The 17,744-nt window shown below is 59.2% G+C and carries 17 protein-coding genes; 10 read left to right on the forward strand and 7 right to left on the reverse strand.

Going from position 1 to position 17,744, the window contains the following annotated elements; genetic code table 11:
* Positions 1-15: 15 nt before the first annotated feature.
* Positions 16-1,236 (reverse strand): enterochelin esterase, encoded by a 1,221-nt coding sequence (fes, locus tag V3W49_RS07675; RefSeq protein ID WP_500144714.1) that lies wholly within the window; start codon positions 1,234-1,236, stop codon positions 16-18.
* A gap of 272 nt (positions 1,237-1,508) precedes the next feature.
* On the opposite strand from fes, the gene V3W49_RS07680 reads away from it, so the two are divergent.
* Positions 1,509-3,809 carry a TonB-dependent siderophore receptor gene (locus V3W49_RS07680; protein WP_500144715.1) on the forward strand — a complete coding sequence of 767 codons (2,301 nt, stop codon included), beginning with the start codon at positions 1,509-1,511 and terminating at the stop codon, positions 3,807-3,809.
* Positions 3,810-3,871: 62 nt separating this feature from the next.
* Here the strand turns inward: V3W49_RS07680 and V3W49_RS07685 are convergent, their stop codons facing one another.
* From V3W49_RS07685 to V3W49_RS07705, 5 genes are all read right to left on the reverse strand, one after another.
* Complete coding sequence (locus V3W49_RS07685; protein ID WP_500144716.1) at positions 3,872-4,879, reverse strand: Ldh family oxidoreductase; 1,008 nt, start codon at positions 4,877-4,879, stop codon at positions 3,872-3,874.
* A 12-nt stretch (positions 4,880-4,891) separates the two neighbouring features.
* Entirely contained in the window at positions 4,892-6,493 is a 1,602-nt protein-coding gene (locus V3W49_RS07690; protein ID WP_500144717.1) for an APC family permease, read from the reverse strand.
* An 18-nt stretch (positions 6,494-6,511) separates the two neighbouring features.
* Complete coding sequence (locus V3W49_RS07695; RefSeq protein WP_500144718.1) at positions 6,512-8,098, reverse strand: aldehyde dehydrogenase (NADP(+)); 1,587 nt, start codon at positions 8,096-8,098, stop codon at positions 6,512-6,514.
* 12 nt (positions 8,099-8,110) lie between these two features.
* Positions 8,111-9,031: a dihydrodipicolinate synthase family protein gene (locus tag V3W49_RS07700; protein WP_500144720.1), complete on the reverse strand. Its 921-nt coding sequence runs from the start codon at positions 9,029-9,031 to the stop codon at positions 8,111-8,113.
* 131 nt (positions 9,032-9,162) lie between these two features.
* Positions 9,163-9,993, reverse strand: coding sequence for a helix-turn-helix domain-containing protein (locus V3W49_RS07705; RefSeq protein ID WP_500144722.1), 831 nt, complete (start codon positions 9,991-9,993; stop codon positions 9,163-9,165).
* 307 nt (positions 9,994-10,300) lie between these two features.
* Between V3W49_RS07705 and V3W49_RS07710 the strand changes: the two genes are divergently transcribed.
* The 5 genes from V3W49_RS07710 to V3W49_RS07730 are packed head-to-tail and all read left to right on the forward strand — an operon-like array spanning position 10,301 to position 14,126.
* Positions 10,301-11,242: a 4-hydroxyproline epimerase gene (locus V3W49_RS07710; protein WP_500144723.1), complete on the forward strand. Its 942-nt coding sequence runs from the start codon at positions 10,301-10,303 to the stop codon at positions 11,240-11,242.
* Positions 11,239-12,351 (forward strand): NAD(P)/FAD-dependent oxidoreductase, encoded by a 1,113-nt coding sequence (locus V3W49_RS07715; RefSeq protein ID WP_500144725.1) that lies wholly within the window; start codon positions 11,239-11,241, stop codon positions 12,349-12,351. Before V3W49_RS07710 ends, V3W49_RS07715 begins: the two co-directional genes overlap by 4 nt.
* The gene (locus tag V3W49_RS07720; RefSeq protein WP_500144726.1) at positions 12,348-12,617 is read left to right on the forward strand and encodes a (2Fe-2S)-binding protein; all 270 of its coding nucleotides are present in this window, start codon (positions 12,348-12,350) and stop codon (positions 12,615-12,617) included. The genes V3W49_RS07715 and V3W49_RS07720 overlap by 4 nt, the downstream gene beginning before the upstream one ends.
* A complete protein-coding gene (locus V3W49_RS07725; RefSeq protein WP_500144727.1) occupies positions 12,610-13,872 on the forward strand; it encodes an FAD-dependent oxidoreductase in 1,263 nt (420 codons plus the stop codon). Before V3W49_RS07720 ends, V3W49_RS07725 begins: the two co-directional genes overlap by 8 nt.
* A gap of 26 nt (positions 13,873-13,898) precedes the next feature.
* The gene (locus V3W49_RS07730) at positions 13,899-14,126 is read left to right on the forward strand and encodes a hypothetical protein (protein ID WP_500144729.1); all 228 of its coding nucleotides are present in this window, start codon (positions 13,899-13,901) and stop codon (positions 14,124-14,126) included.
* Here V3W49_RS07730 and V3W49_RS07735 read toward each other — a convergent pair.
* Positions 14,123-14,719: a LysR substrate-binding domain-containing protein gene (locus tag V3W49_RS07735; protein WP_500144730.1), complete on the reverse strand. Its 597-nt coding sequence runs from the start codon at positions 14,717-14,719 to the stop codon at positions 14,123-14,125. The genes V3W49_RS07730 and V3W49_RS07735 overlap by 4 nt on opposite strands.
* Here V3W49_RS07735 and V3W49_RS07740 point away from each other — a divergent pair.
* The 4 genes from V3W49_RS07740 (at position 14,691) to V3W49_RS07755 (ending at position 17,742) form a co-directional block, all read left to right on the forward strand.
* Positions 14,691-15,203, forward strand: a complete 513-nt coding sequence (locus V3W49_RS07740) for a linear amide C-N hydrolase (protein ID WP_500144732.1) — start codon at positions 14,691-14,693, stop codon at positions 15,201-15,203. The two genes, V3W49_RS07735 and V3W49_RS07740, sit on opposite strands and share 29 nt — an antisense overlap.
* Positions 15,204-15,220: 17 nt before the next feature.
* Complete coding sequence (locus tag V3W49_RS07745; RefSeq protein WP_500144776.1) at positions 15,221-15,583, forward strand: hypothetical protein; 363 nt, start codon at positions 15,221-15,223, stop codon at positions 15,581-15,583.
* A 362-nt stretch (positions 15,584-15,945) separates the two neighbouring features.
* Entirely contained in the window at positions 15,946-16,449 is a 504-nt protein-coding gene (locus V3W49_RS07750) for a helix-turn-helix transcriptional regulator (RefSeq protein WP_500144733.1), read from the forward strand.
* A gap of 534 nt (positions 16,450-16,983) precedes the next feature.
* Positions 16,984-17,742: a winged helix-turn-helix domain-containing protein gene (locus tag V3W49_RS07755; RefSeq protein ID WP_500144735.1), complete on the forward strand. Its 759-nt coding sequence runs from the start codon at positions 16,984-16,986 to the stop codon at positions 17,740-17,742.
* The last annotated feature ends 2 nt before the right edge of the window (positions 17,743-17,744 follow it).

Here is a 17,744-nt window from a genome sequence, read left to right on the forward strand (position 1 = left end):
CGTGCCATAGTGCTGCTATGAGGATGGCGCCGCACTCCACAAAGCGCGCAGTCCATCGATCAGACCGCCCCGCCAGCAAAGCGCATCGTGCCCGCCTTCCACCTCGCGCCAGAAAAGTTGCCGCTGTGTTTTTTGTAATAAAGGCACCAGATGCTGATGCGCCTGGTGAATCACGGGTTCACGCAGCCCCGCCTCCAGAAAAATTTTGACCGGCTTCTGGCCGATAGCCCCTTTGCGCAGACTCTCTACCAGCCAGCCGGGGGTATCACCGTCGCCGCGATTCGGCCACCAGAACGAGCCGGACTGGCTCAGGGCGCAGCCGAAGCGCTCCGGCCAGTGCAGGGTGGCATACAGGGCTGACAGGCCGCCGAAACTTTGCCCCGCCACCACGGTAGTTTCCGGGGCTTCCCGCCAGGCCTCGTCGCGGCGTACCAGCGGCAACAGCTCTTCCTGCACCGCCAGCCAGAAGTCGGGATTACAGGGCAGTTCGCGGCCGCGATGAACGTTATCGATAGCGTCGATCAACACATAAAGCGCTGGCGGCAGCTCGCCCGCCCGGGTCTGCGCCTGAAGCGCAGGCCAGACCGGCATGCTCTGCGCCCAGAACTGACCGTCGAGCAGAATGGCTAACGGTCGCTGCTGCGGGTTCTCTGCGCCGGTCGCAAAGATCCAGACGCGCCGCTGATTACCCAGACGCTGGCTATGCCACTGAATACAGCGGGCCGGCAGCGCGGCGGGATGCGTCTCTTCCCAGCCTGGCTGGGCCGGCGCCAGAGGCAGATGCAGCGCCGATACCGGATGACCGCGCCCGCCGCGCCAGCTGTGGGGATTAAAAGGATCGGCGATGGCCTGAGGCAACAGCTTGCGCCAGCCTTCACGCAGCGCCTGACGATCGGGAACCGCAGAGAGCGCCTCTGGTGAAAAATCCTGTTCGCGGTCAGAAGGAATCAGGCAGTAGCTGCCGCGCCAGGCGGCAGGCAGCCGGGTGTTCCAGCGCCAGACATCGGTGCCGGGTATCCGGCTCAGACTGACGGGCTGCGACCGCTGATGATGATCGGTGACGCCGGTAATATAGAGCCAGACGTGACGCACCCGGGAGCGCCGCTCGTCACCCGCCGGATCGCGCCAGAAAAAACTGACCATGCATTGCGTATCATCCAACGGCTCTACCGCAGGGATCCCCTGCTGCTGTCTTGCCTGCCACCAGGCTTCACTTCCGGTTACCAGCGCGTCCACTAAAGCTTAACCCTATGTTAATCAAGGTAAAAAGAGAGTCAGATCGAAAATAATAGATAATATTATTGATAATTATTTTCATTTGCAATAGCGTATTTCGGCGCAGCGGCCGGAAGACGCCGTCATGCAGGAAAAACAATAAATAAGCGCCTTACCGCCTTCCTCATCACCGGAATGGTGGTCTTTGGCTGTATCAAAACAGGCATTAGCCTCCTTCCCGCTGGGGACACAGCAACGGTAAGGGTGGCAGAGAAAAGCAGGACTCTCGATCCATGAACAAGAAGATTCAGTATTCACTGGCCATGCTGATTAACTTCAGTGTCTACGGTGGCGCACTATCGGCGCAGGCGGCAGACCCCGCCACGGCGGAAGAAAGCAGCGCCGACGCTTCTGGCAACGTTAGTCAGGGCGGCGTATCCGACACTGCCGGCACGGGCGATACCTCCCCGATTAGCGACGAAGACACCATGGTGGTGACCGCCGCTGAACAGAACTTACAGGCCCCCGGCGTTTCCACCATCACCGCCGACGAAATTAAAAAGCGCCCACCCGCGCGCGACGTTTCGGAAATCATTCGCACCATGCCGGGAGTTAACCTGACCGGTAACTCCACCAGCGGCCAGCGCGGCAATAACCGCCAGATCGATATTCGCGGTATGGGCCCGGAAAACACCCTGATTCTGGTGGACGGCAAGCCCGTCACCAGCCGCAACTCGGTTCGCCTTGGCTGGCGCGGCGAGCGCGATACCCGCGGCGACAGCAACTGGGTACCGCCGGAGATGATCGATCGCATTGAAGTGATTCGCGGCCCGGCCGCGGCGCGCTACGGCAACGGAGCGGCCGGTGGCGTGGTAAATATCATCACCAAACGCAGCGATAAAACGTGGCACGGCAGCTGGAATACTTACTTCAACGTTCCCGAGCATAAAGACGAAGGCTCAACCAAACGCACCAACTTCAGCCTCACCGGTCCCATGGGCGACGCACTCAGCTTCCGCCTGTGGGGAAACCTCGACAAAACCCAGGCCGACGGGCGACTGATTAACGAAGGGCACCAGTCGGAGCGTACCGGCATTTATGCCGATACCGTTCCCGCCGGTCGCGAAGGGGTCATCAATAAAGCCATTAACGGCCAGCTGCGTTGGGAATTCGCCCCCATGCAGGCGCTGGAATTCGAAGCGGGCTACAGCCGTCAGGGCAATCTCTACGCCGGAGATACCCAGAACACCAACACCAATGACCTGGTGAAAAAGAAGTACGGTTCAGAAACCAACCGCCTCTATCGTCAGACTTACTCAGTCACCTGGACCGGCGCCTGGGATAACGGCGTCAGCACCAACACCTGGGCCCAGTACGAACGCACCCGTAACTCCCGCCTGGATGAAGGTCTGGCGGGGGGAACCGAAGGACTCTTCTCCAGCGATGACTACGTGAATATCGATCTCAGCGATATCATGCTGCACAGCGAAGTGAACATCCCGTTCGACTTTCTGTTTAACCAGAACCTGACGCTGGGTAGCGAATGGAACCAGCAGAAGATGAAGGATAACGCCTCCAATACCCAGAATCTGGCAGGCGGCGGGGTTAACGGAATCAGCGATAACCGCAGTCCCTACACCCAGGCCCAGATCTTCTCGCTGTTCGCCGAAGATAACATCGAACTGACCGACTCCACGATGCTGACGCCAGCGCTGCGTTTCGACCATCACAGTATCGTCGGCAACAACTGGAGCCCGTCGCTTAACCTGACCCAGGGACTGACCGACGATTTGACCCTGAAAATGGGCATCGCCCGGGCCTACAAAGCGCCGAGCCTCTATCAGACCAACCCCAACTATCTGCTCTACAGTAAAGGCCAGGGCTGCTTCGCCAGCGGTACCCCCTGCTATTTACAGGGTAACAAAGACCTGAAGGCGGAAACCAGCATCAACAAAGAGATTGGCCTGGAATTCAAACGCGACGGCTGGCTGGCCGGAGTGACCTGGTTTCGCAACGACTACCGCGACAAAATCGAAGCGGGTTACTCCCCGGAGTACACTAACGCTTCCGGCACCAATATCTACAAGTGGGAGAACGTGCCTAAAGCGGTGGTGGAAGGGCTGGAAGGCACCCTGAATATTCCGGTGAGCGATACCGTGACCTGGAGCAACAACCTGACCTGGATGCTGCAGAGTAAGAACAAAGAGACCGGCGATCGCCTGTCGATCATCCCGGAATATACCCTGAACTCCACCCTGAGCTGGCAGGTGCGCGAAGATCTGTCGCTGCAGAGCACCTTTACCTGGTACGGCAGCCAGACGCCGAAGAAATACAACTATAAGGGCGAGCACGTGAGCGGCAGCGAAAGCGATAAGGTCAGCCCCTACAGCATTATGGGTCTGAGCGCCACCTGGGATGCCACCAAAAACGTTAGCCTGACGGCGGGCGTCGACAACCTGTTCGACAAACGCCACTGGCGCGCGGGCAATGCCCAGACAACCGGCGGCGACAAAGGCTATATGGCGGGCGCGGGCGCCGCAACCTTTAACGAGCCCGGTCGCACCTGGTATATGAGCATCAATACTCAGTTCTGATGCGATAAGGGAGGGCTTTTGCCCTCCCTTTTTCTTACCGTAAATGATATCCGGCGGCCTCGCTATCCCAGCGCCACAATCTCCTGATAAAGCGCGGCCGGTATCGTTACCCCTTCCACTTCGCTGCGGGCCCGCTCCCGGTGGCGACGTTCGCCAGGAATCCGCGCCCCCTGAGCGGTCATGGCGCCAAACAGGGTTTCACTTCGGGCCAGATGGGCGTTCGCTTCATCGCCCAGAAAACGTTGCGGATCCATGGCGATAATCAGTTCGCCGCCGTAAGGCAGCCCCCCGGCACCGGCGTCGAAATCCAGCGACTCCTGGCTGGTCATATCGCCAATCAGCGGCCCGGCTATCAGCTCAACCATGGCCGCCAGCGCCGATCCTTTATGGCCGCCAAACGGCAGCATGGCCCCTTCCAGAATCTGCGCCGGATCGGTGGTTTCCCGCCCTGCGCTGTCCAGCCCCCAGCCAGGCGGCACCGACTTCCCGGCGCGGCGATGCAGGTCTATCTCGCCGCGGGCCGCCGCACTGGTCGCCATATCGAAAATAAACGGCGCCTTGCCCGGTCGCGGCCAGCCGAAGGCCAGCGGATTGGTGCCAAACAGCGGCGTAGTGCCGCCAGCTGGCGCCACCCAGGCATGGCTCGGCGTACAGGCCAGCGCCACCAGCCCCTGCTCTGTCAGCGGTTCAATATCAGCCCACAGCGCGGAAAAATGCACGCAGCGATTAATCGCCAGCGCCGCAATACCGCACTGGCGCGTCTTTTCCACCAGCAGCGGCAGCGCCTTTTCCCATGCCAGTAGCGAAAAAGCGCCAGCGGCGTCGACTTTCACCAGCGCCGGTGCCGAATCCTGTAGCCTCGGCTGCGCATCCGGCGACACTTTGCCCACGCGCAGCGTTTGTACACAGCCGGGAATGCGGTACAGGCCGTGAGAAGCGCAGCCGTCGCGCTCGCCGTTTACGGTATTACGGGCCACCGCCGCGGCGTGAGGTTCGCTAAAACCGTTGTGGCGCAGTATCCGATACGCCAGGTCGTAAGCCTCATCAAGGGTCAGGGTTATCGGTTCCATCTTGCTCCTTTATTACTCTTCTTCATCCCCGCTAAAGTTGGCGCGAGGCAGGCAGGTATGTACGCCCCAATAGTAAATAGCCAGCGACATCGCCGCCACAACAATGGTATCCCATGGATGGCCCAGCACGCCGATGCCGCCAAAGCTCCCCAGCCAGGAAGCCAGCATAATCAGCGCATAAAAAGCGATCAGCCACAGCGATGACCATACCTGCTGACGCAGGCTGACCGTACCGGTCGGCACCCGCTTGCGGCACAGTACATAGATAATGAACATCAGGATCTGCAATCCCAGCAGCCAGGAGAGCGTGGCCCACCCCGACCAGTAAACAATCAGCGCCGAAATCATAAACGACAGCGGCCCGATAATCGCGAAACCGCGCACCCTGAACGGCCGCGCCAGATCAGGCGCGTTACGCCGCAGCCCGCCAGCGGTGACCGGCGCTATCGCATAGCTCAATACCAGCGCCGCCGATACCACGCTGATAAGCTGCTCCCAGGAAGGAAACGGCAGCGTCCAGAATACCGACAGTCCGAAAGTCAGCCACAGCGCCGGGCGGGGAATGCCGGACTGACCATCAATGCGGGTAAAGACTTTGTAGAAAGTTCCTGCCTTCGCCCAGCCGTAAATCACTCGCGGTGTGGCATTCATATAGATATTGCCGGTGCCCCCCGGCGATACCACCGCATCGCACACCACCATAAAGGCCAGCCAGCCCAGACCCAGCGTCATGGCGATATCGCGATACGGTAGCGAAAACTGACGGCAGATCTCCCCCCAGCCGCCGCTCAGAAGCTCGGTGGGAATGCTGCCGATAAAGGCCAGTTGCAACAGCACATAGATAATGGTGGAGAGCACCACCGAGAGGATCAGCGCCACCGGAATGGTGCGCTGGGGCCGCTGCACCTCGCTCGCCACCGAGATAATCGGCGTCAACCCCAGATAGGCGAAGATAATACCACCGGCGCTAATCGCCGCTTCCACCCCCGCCGCCCCGAACGGCGCAATCCCCTGCGCGGTCAGGTTTTCGGGGCGGAAAAAGGTAAACAGCGTCACCACTACCGCCAGCGGCACCAGAAACTTCAGCACGCTAATAATGTTGTTAGAGCGGGCGAAGGTTTTCACGCTGTAGTAATTCAGAGCGAAGAAGAGGCACAGCAGGATAAACTGCACGCCCCAGCCCAGTAGTGTGGGATCGCCGGAGCCAGGCTGGCTCAGGGAAGGAAACCAGGCCGCGGCATACTGGCGGGCGGCCACAATCTCAATCGAAATCAGGCTGGAGAAGGCTATAAGCGTGATAAAGCCCAGCAGATAGCCCAGTAGCTCGCCATGCGAAAAAACCGGATAGCGGATAATGCCGCCCGCCCGCGGCAGCGCCGCCCCCAGTTCACAGTAAACAATGCCCAACAGAAGCACGGCAAAACCGCCGATAAGCCAGGAGGCTATCCCGGCAGGGCCGGCAATGGTCGCCACATGGCTGGCAGCGAACAGCCAGCCGGAACCGAAAATAGCCCCCAGACCAATAAAGGTCAGATCGGTCAGCGTCAGCTGCTTTTTAAACTTCCCCTGCGCCGCCGCAGGCGCAGCGCGGGTATCGGTCGTGTGAAGAGTCATAAGGGTTCCGCCTTTTGATTAAGGCTGCACGGGATCGCGCGTCAGCGCGCCGTTAACCAGCCGCAGCAGGTTGAGGGGGTTAGCATCCTGCAACGCGGGAGGCAGCAGCGCTGCAGGAACGTTCTGCAGACACACCGGCCGCAGGAAACGATCGATAGCCAGGGTTCCCACCGAGGTGGTGCGGGCATCGGACGTCGCGGGCCAGGGGCCGCCGTGCACCATGGCGTCGCACACCTCCACACCGGTGGGATAGCCGTTAAACAGCACCCGCCCGGCCTTATCGCCGAGCAGCGGCAGCATCCGCCGGGCCAGGAGCGCATCGGCTTCATCGGCATGCAGCGTGGCGGTAAGCTGCCCCTGTAGCGCGGCCAGCAGATTCATCAGGTGGCGTTCGTCATCGGCTTCCAGTACCAGCGCCGACGGGCCAAACAGCTCTTCGTGCAGTAGCTCATCCCCTGCCAGCCAGGCGTCGGGATCGGCGCGCCACAGCCGGGCGCTGGCCTGACGATCCGCTGAGGGCCCCTGAGCCAGCGGCGTCAGGGCGGCATGACTCTCACGCCGGGCCACGCCCTGTTGATAGTGCGCAAGCGCCGCCGGGTTCAGCATGGTCTGGGGGGCGCTCTGGCCGACCGCCTCAGCTAACTGACTCAGAAAGTGCGAGGTTTCACCAGTGCGCATCACCACAATCAGCCCGGGCTTGGTACAGAACTGGCCGCAGCCCAGGGTAAAGGAGGCCGTCAGATCCCGGGCAATCTGCGCGCCGCGCGCCGCCAGGGCGTGTGGCAAAATCACCAGCGGATTGACGGCGGCCATTTCGGCAAAGACCGGAATCGGCTGCGAGCGCCGCTGGGCCAGTTCAATCAGCGCCTTACCGCCGCGCAGCGAACCGGTAAATCCCACCGCCTGAATTGCCGGATGCTGTACCAGACGTGCGCCGATATTCCCGCCAAAAATCAAATTAAATACCCCAGGCGGCATACCGCTGCGCGCCGCCGCGCGTACTATCGCGCCTGCGGTCAGCTCCGCCGTTGCCATATGGCCTTCATGGGCCTTAAACACCACCGGGCAACCGGCCGCCAGCGCGGCGGCGGTATCGCCGCCGGCGGTGGAAAACGCCAGTGGAAAGTTACTGGCGCCAAAGACAGCCACCGGCCCCAGGGCCACCCGATACTGGCGTAGATCCGGGCGTGGCAGCGGCGTCCTGTCGGCCTGCGCCGTATCGATACGCGGTGCGAAAGCATCGCCGCGCCGCAGTACCTGAGCAAACAGACGCATCTGCCCGCTGGTACGCGCCCGTTCCCCTTTTAGCCGCGCCAGCGGCAGCGCCGTTTCCTGATGCACAACATCGAAAAAATCCTCATCCAAAGCATCCAGCTCATCGGCAATCGCCTCCAGAAACCCGGCGCGCGCCTGCGGCGACGTCTGTCCATAGTCGGCGGATGCCGCCTGCGCGGCGCTGGCGGCGGCATCCGCCTCGCACTGGCTTGCGGCATGAAAGCGCCAGCCGGTGGGCTGAGCGTCCGCCGCCCGCAGGCTCACCAGCGACGCTTCGCCGCTGCCGATGCGTTCCCCGCCGATAAACTGCTGTCCGGTTAGGTTAACCATGACCACCTCCCGTTACAGACCGACTTCCGGAAGCGCCGGGCGGTTTTCCAGCGCCTGCTGAACTATCTGCTCCACGTGGCGACGATCGTCCCCTTCCAGCGCCAGACGCGGCGGACGGGTAATTTCACTGCCGCGCCCCAGCAGCGCTTCGCACAGCTTGATGCACTGCACCAGATCCGGACGCGCGTCGAGGTGCAGCAGCGGCATAAACCAGCGATACAGCGCCATCGCCTCTTCATAGCGCTGCTGCTTCGCCAGCCGGAACAGGGTCTCACCTTCGCGCGGGAAGGCGTTGGACATGCCGGAGATCCAGCCCTGAGCCCCCATGGCGACGCTCTCGACCACCACGTCATCCAGCCCGGCAAACAGCACAAAGCGTTCCCCCACCGCGTTGCGCAGATCGGTAAAGCGACGGGTATCACCGGAGGAGTCCTTAAAGCAGACGATGTTGTCACAGTCGGCCAGGGTCGCCAGAATTTCCGGCGTGACGTCGTTTTTATAGATTGGCGGGTTGTTGTAAACCATGATGGGCAGATCCACGGACTGCGCCACGCTGCGGAAGTGGGCCGCCGTTTCGTGCGGCTTCGAAGAATAGACCAGCGCCGGCATCACCATCACGCCGTCAACGCCCACCCGCTGCGCTTCGCGCGCCATTTTGCTGGCGAACGCGGTGGTGAACTCCGCCACCCCGGCAATCACCGGCACCTTTCCCCCGGCGGCGTCTTTGGCCACTTCGATGATCTGCACCTTTTCTTCGGTGGTAAGAGAGGTGTTCTCCCCTACGCTGCCGCACACCACCAGCCCGGAAACGCCATCCTGTACCAGGTTTTTCATCACCGCGTGGGTGGCGTCCAGATCCAGGCTATAGTCGCTACGGAACTGGGTTGTGACCGCCGGGAATACTCCGCTCCAGCTAATCGCGCGTTGGCTCATGGTCGTTCTCCTTGTCGTTATTTGTTAATAGTTAGTGAACTTTTAGTGATTTCACGTAACAGATTGACGACTCCGAACCTGAACCGCTTGACGGTTTTCCCACTGCGCGGCGACGAAATTGGCACAGTAAACTAAAAATGTGCGCTCAGTTCACTGCCCAGCGTCAGCCGGAAATCCCGGGGCGTCGAGCCGGTCATGGCCTTAAACTGGCGGCTGAAAGCGCTGTGGTCGGTATAACCGCACTGCAGGGCGATATCGGTAATCGGCATATCGCTGGCCAGCAGTTCGGTGGCTTTTTCCAGCCGCACCTTGTGAATCATCTGGCGTGGCGTCAGGTGGAAGATGCGCTTGCAGTAGCGCTCTATCTGGGCCACCGACAGACCGCTCAGCGCGGTGAGTTCCTCCATAGCGATCGGTCGCCCGTAGTGGGTGCGGATATAGTCATCGATAGCCGCCAGCTGCTGCCACGCCGGATGACGAGCGCTGGCCTCCTGCAAATCGTGCGAGATTCCCGCCATGCCGATAACCTGGCCGCTGGCGTTGCGCAGCGCCAGCTTTTGGGTCAGGCACCAGCCGGTGCGGCGACCGCTGTAGAAATGCAGCTCCAGCCGATCGCGCAGCGTAATGCCCTCATTCAGCACTTTCAGATCCTGTTCGGTGTACCCTTGCCCCAGACGCCGTGGAAAAACATCCGCCGACGTCTTGCCCAGTAGCGGCGCGATGTTGCGCAACCCACAGCGCCGCGCCAGAGTCAGATTCGCCAGCAGATAACGCGCATGGCGATCTTTGACGAAAAACACCACCCCTGGGATGGCGTTAAGCAGGGGGGCAATCAGCGCCAGCGCATTGAGCAGCGCCTGGATATTTTCGGGGCGCTGGCGCGCCAGTCCTTCGCAAAACCGGCTCAGCTCGGCCGGGGCAAACTCTTCACTCGCTACCGGGTTCGACATGACGGAATTCATGGCGGCATCTCCTGATGGATTTGCGCATATTTATTAACTTGTAATTAACAACACAAGCGAACAAAGAGAGAAATGAGATCGCAACGAAACTTTGTCATGGAAAAATATTCACCACAGACTCAGATCCATCATGATATAGCACGATCATAATTTAATGATAAATAACAAATTATTATGAATCCGCATGGCAAAAATGGTGATGGCTATGCTGATTTCGCTATTACACGTTATGAAAATCATCAAGCCCGGACGCCATTTCTTCATTCAGCATAAATCAACACATCGTTAACAATTCAGGAGTTGCCTGATGAACAGCGCCCCCGCTTTTTTGCGTATTATCGATTCACATACCGGCGGCGAACCTACCCGACTGATTGTGGATGGCTTTCCAGATCTGGGCCCGGGCACCATGGCACAACAGCGCGATCGCTTTGCTGAACGCTTTGATTACCTGCGCCAGGCCGTGATTCTGGAGCCGCGCGGCAGTGATGTGATGGTGGGCGCCCTGCTGTGTCGTCCGACCAGTCCTGCCGCCACGGCGGGGGTGATCTTTTTTAATAACAGCGGTTTTCTGGGAATGTGTGGCCACGGCACCATCGGGCTTATCGCCTCTCTGGCCTGGCTTAAAAAAATCGGCCCGGGAGAGCATGTCATTGAGACGCCGGTCGGTGACGTTCGCGCCACGCTTCACGACGATAACAGCGTTTCGGTGGAAAACGTTCCCGCCTGGCGCTGGCGTCAGGGAGTACGGGTCGCCACCCGCTATGGCGATATCAGCGGCGATATCGCCTGGGGCGGTAACTGGTTCTTCCTGATAAGCGATCATCCCCTGAACATCGATACCGCCAGCCTGGCGGCGCTCACCGACTTCGCCACCGCGGTACGTCAGGGGCTGGAGCAGGCGCAGATCCGCGGCGCCGACGGCGGCGTTATCGACCATATCGAGCTGTTCGGGGCGGATCCCGATGCCGACAGCCGTAGCTTCGTACTCTGCCCGGGCCTGGCCTGGGATCGCTCTCCCTGCGGCACCGGCACCAGCGCCAAGCTGGCCTGCCTGGCCGAAGACGGCCTTCTTGCTCCGGGCCAGCTCTGGCGCCAGGCCAGCGTCATCGGCAGCCAATTCAGCGCCAGCTACCGCCGCCAGGGTCAACAGATAGTACCAACCATCCGCGGCTCGGCCTGGGTTTGTGCCGACACCCGGCTGCTGTTTGACCAGCGCGACCCCTTCCGCTGGGGTATCCAACTGTGAATGCCCCGGACGCTATCGTCGTCGGCGCGGGCATCGTCGGCAGCGCTTGCGCCTGGCGCCTGGCCCACCGCGGGCTGCGCGTGACGCTGGTGGATAACGGACGCCCCGGAGCCACCGCCGCTGGCATGGGGCATCTGGTTTGTATGGACGATAATCCCGCCGAACTGGCATTAACGACCTGGTCGCTGGCGCTGTGGCGCGATATCCTCCCCCGGCTCCCTGACGACTGCGCCTGGCGCGACTGCGGTACCCTGTGGCTGGCGCAGCGGCCGGACGAGATGGAACAAGCGCTGCGCAAACGGCAGCGGCTGGCGGATTTCCAGGTCCGCAGCGAACCACTAAGCGCCGCCGCCCTTACCGCCCGGGAGCCTGCGCTGGGTAACGGGCTGGCCGGGGGCCTGTGGGTGCCGGGCGATGGCATCCTCTATGCGCCAAAGGTGGCGCGCTGGTTTATTGAGCAGGCCGGAGAGCGCCTGACCCATATCACCGGCGAAGTCGTCACGCTGGAAGAACCCCGGGTGCTGTTGCGTGATGGCCGTCGACTACAGGCGCCTGTCATCCTGCTTGCCTGCGCCGACGGCGCTAACGCGCTGCTGGAAGAGCAGTGGCTGCGCATTAAAAAAGGGCAACTCGCCATTACCGATCGCTACCCTCCCCGCCTTAACCACCAGTTGGTGGAACTGGGTTACGGCGCCAGCGCTCACGCGGCGACAGGGAAGTCGGTCGCGTTTAACCTTCAGCCGCGCCCGACCGGGCAGCTATTGATCGGCTCTTCCCGGGAATACGACAACCGCGATCCCCGGCTCGATCCCGACCTGCTGGCTGCCATGCTGCGCCGCGCCTGCGACTTTCTGCCCTGGCTTGGGGAGCTCAATCTAATTCGCTGCTGGAGCGGCTTTCGTAGCGCCTCGCCGGACGGCCAGCCGCTGCTGGGGCCGCATCCGCACCGCCCCGGCGTCTGGCTGGCGCTGGGGCATGAAGGGCTGGGCGTCACCACCGCACCGGGTACCGCCTGGCTGCTGGCCGATCTGATAGCCGGTAACGCAACAGATATCGATGCCGCCCCCTGGCTGGCATCACGGCTGAATCAACAAGAGGTAAATCCATGACGCAGACGATTAGCCTGACCATCGATGGCGTAGCGATAACGGTCGTCGATGGCACCAGCGTTGCCGCGGCGCTGTCCCTCACCTCGTTTCCTGCAGCGCGGCTTTCCATCAGCGGCCAGCCGCGCCCGCCGTTCTGCGGTATGGGCGTCTGCCAGGAGTGCCGTATCACCATCGACGGTAGACGGCGTCTGGCCTGTCAGACTCCATGCCGCGCCGGAATGCGGGTGGAGCGCGAGGCGGAATTAAGGAGCGAAAAACATGGATGAACTGCGCTGCGATATTGCGATTCTCGGCGCCGGCCCGGCCGGTCTGGCGGCGGCACTTGGCGCTGCCGCCAGCGGCCGAAAGGTGACGCTTCTTGATGATAATCCCGTTCCTGGCGGCCAGATCTGGCGCGACGGCCCGGGAGTCAGTCTGCCGAAAACGGCCCGAAAGCTACGCGCTGCGGTGAGCGAAAACCCCAACATCAGGGTGCTGAACGGCGCCCGCTTCATCGCCTGCCCGCAGCCCCGCACCCTGCAGTACGAACGCGGGCACGACAGCGGTATCCTTCACTGGCGGCGACTGATTCTGTGCTGCGGCGCCCGGGAGCTTCAGCTCCCCTTCCCCGGCTGGACGCTGCCCGGCGTAACTGGCGCAGGCGGGCTTCAGGCACTGCTTAAACAGGGGCTTTCCGTAGCCGGCGAGCGGATTGTCATTGCCGGCAGCGGCCCGCTGCTGCTGGCGACGGCTGCCAGCGTGCGTCAGGCTGGCGGCAAAGTCGTCGCCATCATAGAGCAGACGCCGCTGCACCGCGCCCTGAAATTCGGCGCCGGACTGTGGCGCTGGCCGGAAAAAGTCAGGCAACTGGTGGGACTGGCGGATTATCGCTGGCGTCCCGCCAGCCAGGTCAGCGCCGCTCTGGGCGACGATCGTCTGACGGCGGTGCGCATCCGTCACGCAGGTGGCGAACGGGAACTGACCTGCGATCGTCTGGCTACCGGCTACGGCCTGATCCCCAATATCGAACCCGCCCTGCTATTTGGCTGTCCGCTGACGGGCACGGCCATCGCCGTGGATGACTATCAGCAAACCGGCATTCCCGATATCTTCGCCGCCGGCGAATGCACCGGCGTGGGAGGCAGCGAACTGGCGCTGGCCGAAGGTACTATCGCCGGTTACGCCGCCGCCGGAGACGTCGCCCGGGCGCGTAGCGGCTTTGCCCGCCGCGAACGGTGGCGACGCTTCGCACGGGCTGCGGAAAGCGCATTTACGCTAACGCCACAGCTTGGCGAAATCTGCACCCCGGAAAGCCTGCTATGCCGCTGCGAAGAGGTTGCTACCGGAGCTATCGGCGACGCGCCAGACTGGTATAATGCCAAAATGCAGCATCGCTGCGGTATGGGCGCCTGCCAGGGACGCATCTGCGGCGCGGCGGCGCGCTGGCTGTGGGGCTGGCCGCTATCGGTTCCCCGCGAACCGCTATCGCCGACGCGGATCGACACTCTGGCGAATACCCCGCCGCCGGACAACTCGGAATAAACTTATGTTCGCCAGGACAAAGTTTCGTGGATGATAACGCCATGGCCGGTTATTTTCCCGGCGCTATCATGGAGTTATTAATGAAGAAGCTTTACAGCTTAGTTGTGCTGGTTGCGCTTGGCGCGCTCAGCGGCTGCGTTTATCACGATCGTGACTATCATCATCGCGACGGCCACCGTCCACCGCCTCAGCACCACCATGGCGATTACGATAGGGGCGACAGAGGCGATCGCGATTATCGCCACCATCGCTAATCCGCCGCTGGCCATGCCTGGTTAAAGGCGGCCAGCAGTTTAGTCAGCACGGGCGGTGCCAGCTCTCCCGGTTTCCACAGAGCCACCATAAGTTGGGAAATGACGCCATCCCCCATATCAGTATTCACCCGCACCACCCCAGGCCAGCTATCAGCATTCATATGCTCAGGTAACCAGGCCCAGCCTTCCCCCGTACACAGCAGTGCCTGCAACATATCCTGCTGATTGACCCGCAGAATATCGTCGGCAATCTGCAAACGCCGCATCAGCCACTCCGGAAGATCCAGAAACGGCATTAGCTGGGTGCGAGAGGCCAGATGAAACTGCGATACCTTTCCGGCGGGGAAGAAATCCTCCCGGGCATAGACCGCCAGCGAAATATTACCTATAGCCCGCCAGTGCAGGCGATCGTTAATCGAACGGTTCATCACCTGAAAGAGACCGACATCAGCACGCCCCTGCTCCAGCCAGCTCTCCGCCTCAATCCGTTCGCCAGGAATCGGCTCCAGCCGAATCTGACTCGCTTCCAGACTGCTACGCAGGCGCAGCAGGAAATCTCGTGGCGTGAAACACGATGGCGGCGATGGTGACAATGTGGCCCACTGGACCAGCCGCTATGGAAGCGTAGCCATCTATGCAGATAACGTTTTCCCTATGGACGGGATGAATGAAAAAGGGCTGGCCGGTCATACCCTGTTTTATATGAACGGCAGCCAGCAACAGCAGGACAATCGGGACAAACCGGTACTCGAAAGCCGTGCATGGCTGAGCTATATCCTGGATAACTACGCGACGGTGGATGAAGCCGTGAAAGGAATTCAACATGACGTACGGCTGGTAGCCAAAAAATTGCCGGTGGATTACGCTACTGATACCAAACATATCGCTATTGAGGATCTCAGCGATGATTCCGCCATTATTGAAATCGATAATGGCCAGGTTCATATTTATCATGATAAATCTTATCGGGTAATAACTACCCCCCCCTCCTATAAAAAAAACTGGAGAATCTGGCGAAATATAAAAATGCCGATCGTAATCAGATTCCTGGAGGTCTGGATGCCGAGCAGCGTTTAGTTCGCGCCAGTTATAACCTGAAAAACCTGCCTCAACCGGATAATAAAAATCAGGCTCAGGGGTTTGCACTCTCGGTCGTTAACAGCGTGGCCTATCCTGTCGGTATACCGGCAGAGCCCGACGAACAGAAAGTATCGGATATATATCAGAAGTACAGTAAACAGCCGCAGTACAATAAGGGAATCGGGACTTACTGGCCCACAGTTTCCGATCTGAGCCACGGTGAATATCACTTTAAGTCCACCTTTGCCGCCTCTCAAGTCCAGGTAAATATGAAAGCGATTAATTTTAGCGCAGGTCAACCGGTAAAAAGGATCGATGATCTGAACAACTATGCACAAAAAGGATGGCAGGGCGACATCTTGCAGTACGCTCACTAACCTGAGGGTACCGGCCCGAGAACTATCTGGCCCTACAAATCAGAATAAAAAACTATAAAAAATTAAAAACCTGAATTTAATTCTTTATATTGCGTCATTTCATTTATATCTATCCCATCCTCTCCTGACGTATCAGAATAGTCTCCAGTTTCCAGAGGCCTGCCGGCACCTCCCGTCTGGCATCTGACAATGCAGCTGAAACAGGTATTACCATTAACTGAAAATATCCGCAGATCGGAAAAAAAACGCGGCAGATATTTCGTAAATCGATGCCCCATTACCGGGTATTGAATCTCAGCATCCTCTGGGAATTATGCATCCCTGTGGAACAACCAGTATTTATTCAGGATCCAATATTGACCATGACTACGCAGCCAAAAACTCTGATTTATGTTTTTAGCGAAAATTACTATCTGTGGGTCGGTACTCGTATATCACTGAGCTGGCTTCTGCCTGCCCGCCCGCTCTTTACCTGGATATCGTCACCTTCGCTTTCCGCACTGGACGGGCTGGGAAAACAGCCTGGAAAAGATCTGCGCCGGGTGTTAATTGCTGAAGCAAGCCAGGTAGACACTCTTAAGCTGCTGGTACCCAAAGATGTACGGGTATTACCCGATAATCTACCGCTCGCCGAACTGCTGGCGCAAATTAACGCGCCTGTGGAAAAAAAGCGCCGCGGCCCTCACCTGACCCGTTCCGAATGGCAGGTCTGTTTATCCATCAGCCGCGGCGTTACGGCACAGGAGATAGCCCGCATACTCAATAAATCGCCGAAGACGATTAACGGACATAAGCGTAACGCCATGCAGAAGATGCGCTGCCACTCTAACGCCGATCTCTGGTCAAGAATAACGCAGTTTGTTTAATTGCTATTTAATAATGACATGTTATTCATAGCTCGTTATTTTTAGCGGGTGAAAGTTAACCTCTTAAATAAAAATTCACTGTCACAAATCAATACTGACAATTAATTCAAACAGAATATTATCGATATTGCTACATCATCAGGAATCATCCTGAGGTTCCGTCCTTTTCCTTTTGATACTCAGACGGGAGTCGTTACGCTGTATTAGGTTAACACTCCATGTTACTCAGCGGTCGGCTGTTGCAGCTGACCGTTGCCTTCTAAAGGAAAAGTGATGAAAGGGCAGTTCCCAACACAGAAAAAAACCTCACCCCCCATCCCTACAGCCAGGTACATCTCCCGCTTGCGGGATGAGTCACTGTGTCACACAATGCCATTAAGAAATTACCTATTGATGTGATAGAGTCGAAATCAACGGCTGTGTTATAAGCGCAACCAGAGTATAATCTTGCCATAGCACATCCATTAGCTGACTCTCATTGAAGCCGCATATTCACCTCTGCCCGTGTCCGATTCTTCTGTGACGGAACGTTTAATGAAATATCTGATAGCAAACGCCTTAATTTATCGCCCGGAAGACGGCGTATTAATGCAGCCCGGGCGCGAAGAAGAACTCGTCACGCTTACCGCCACCGCTAATGCCATTCTGTCGTTACTGGTGACGCGTCACGGCATCGCCATTGAGCGCGAAACTTTTTTAAGCGAAGTCTGGGACGTTCGCGGTCTGCGCGGCTCCAATAGCTCGCTGAATCAGTACATCAGCATTCTGCGTAAGACCCTGGCGGTTTTTGCTCCCGAGCACCAGTTCATCATTACCGTGCCAAAAATCGGCTTTATGCTTAATCCAGAGCTGAGCGTACAGCGCCAGTCCGATGACGATGACTTACCTGCCGTCGGGTTACCAAAGCCCCGCCCGAAGCCGAAAAAGAAACGCTGGTTATGGCCGGCGCTGCTGATACTGCTTACGCTTATCAACTTCGCCTTCGGCATGGGGAAACTACTGGTGGACAGCGCCGAATCCCGGGTGGATGCGCTGCCCCTGACCAAAATCGGCCAGTGCCCTATCTATACGCTGCGCCCGCTTCCCGAAGCCTGGCATGAAGAGGCTATATCAATGGCGCACCGCATACTGCAAAAGGTCAGGCTCCCTTCCTGCCAGCCCAATACCGTTTTCTATTTCTTCGTGCAGGACAGCATTTTCTACGGCGAAGGCGGCAGGGTCGTCCTTACCCGCTGTGTCCGCAACGCCGGTAAAGCGGTGACCTGCCATACCCAGTATTACTACGAGTGGTGATT

Origin of the sequence: Rosenbergiella sp. YN46 (genome assembly GCF_036620675.1) — a bacterium.
GTDB lineage: Bacteria > Pseudomonadota > Gammaproteobacteria > Enterobacterales > Enterobacteriaceae > Jejubacter.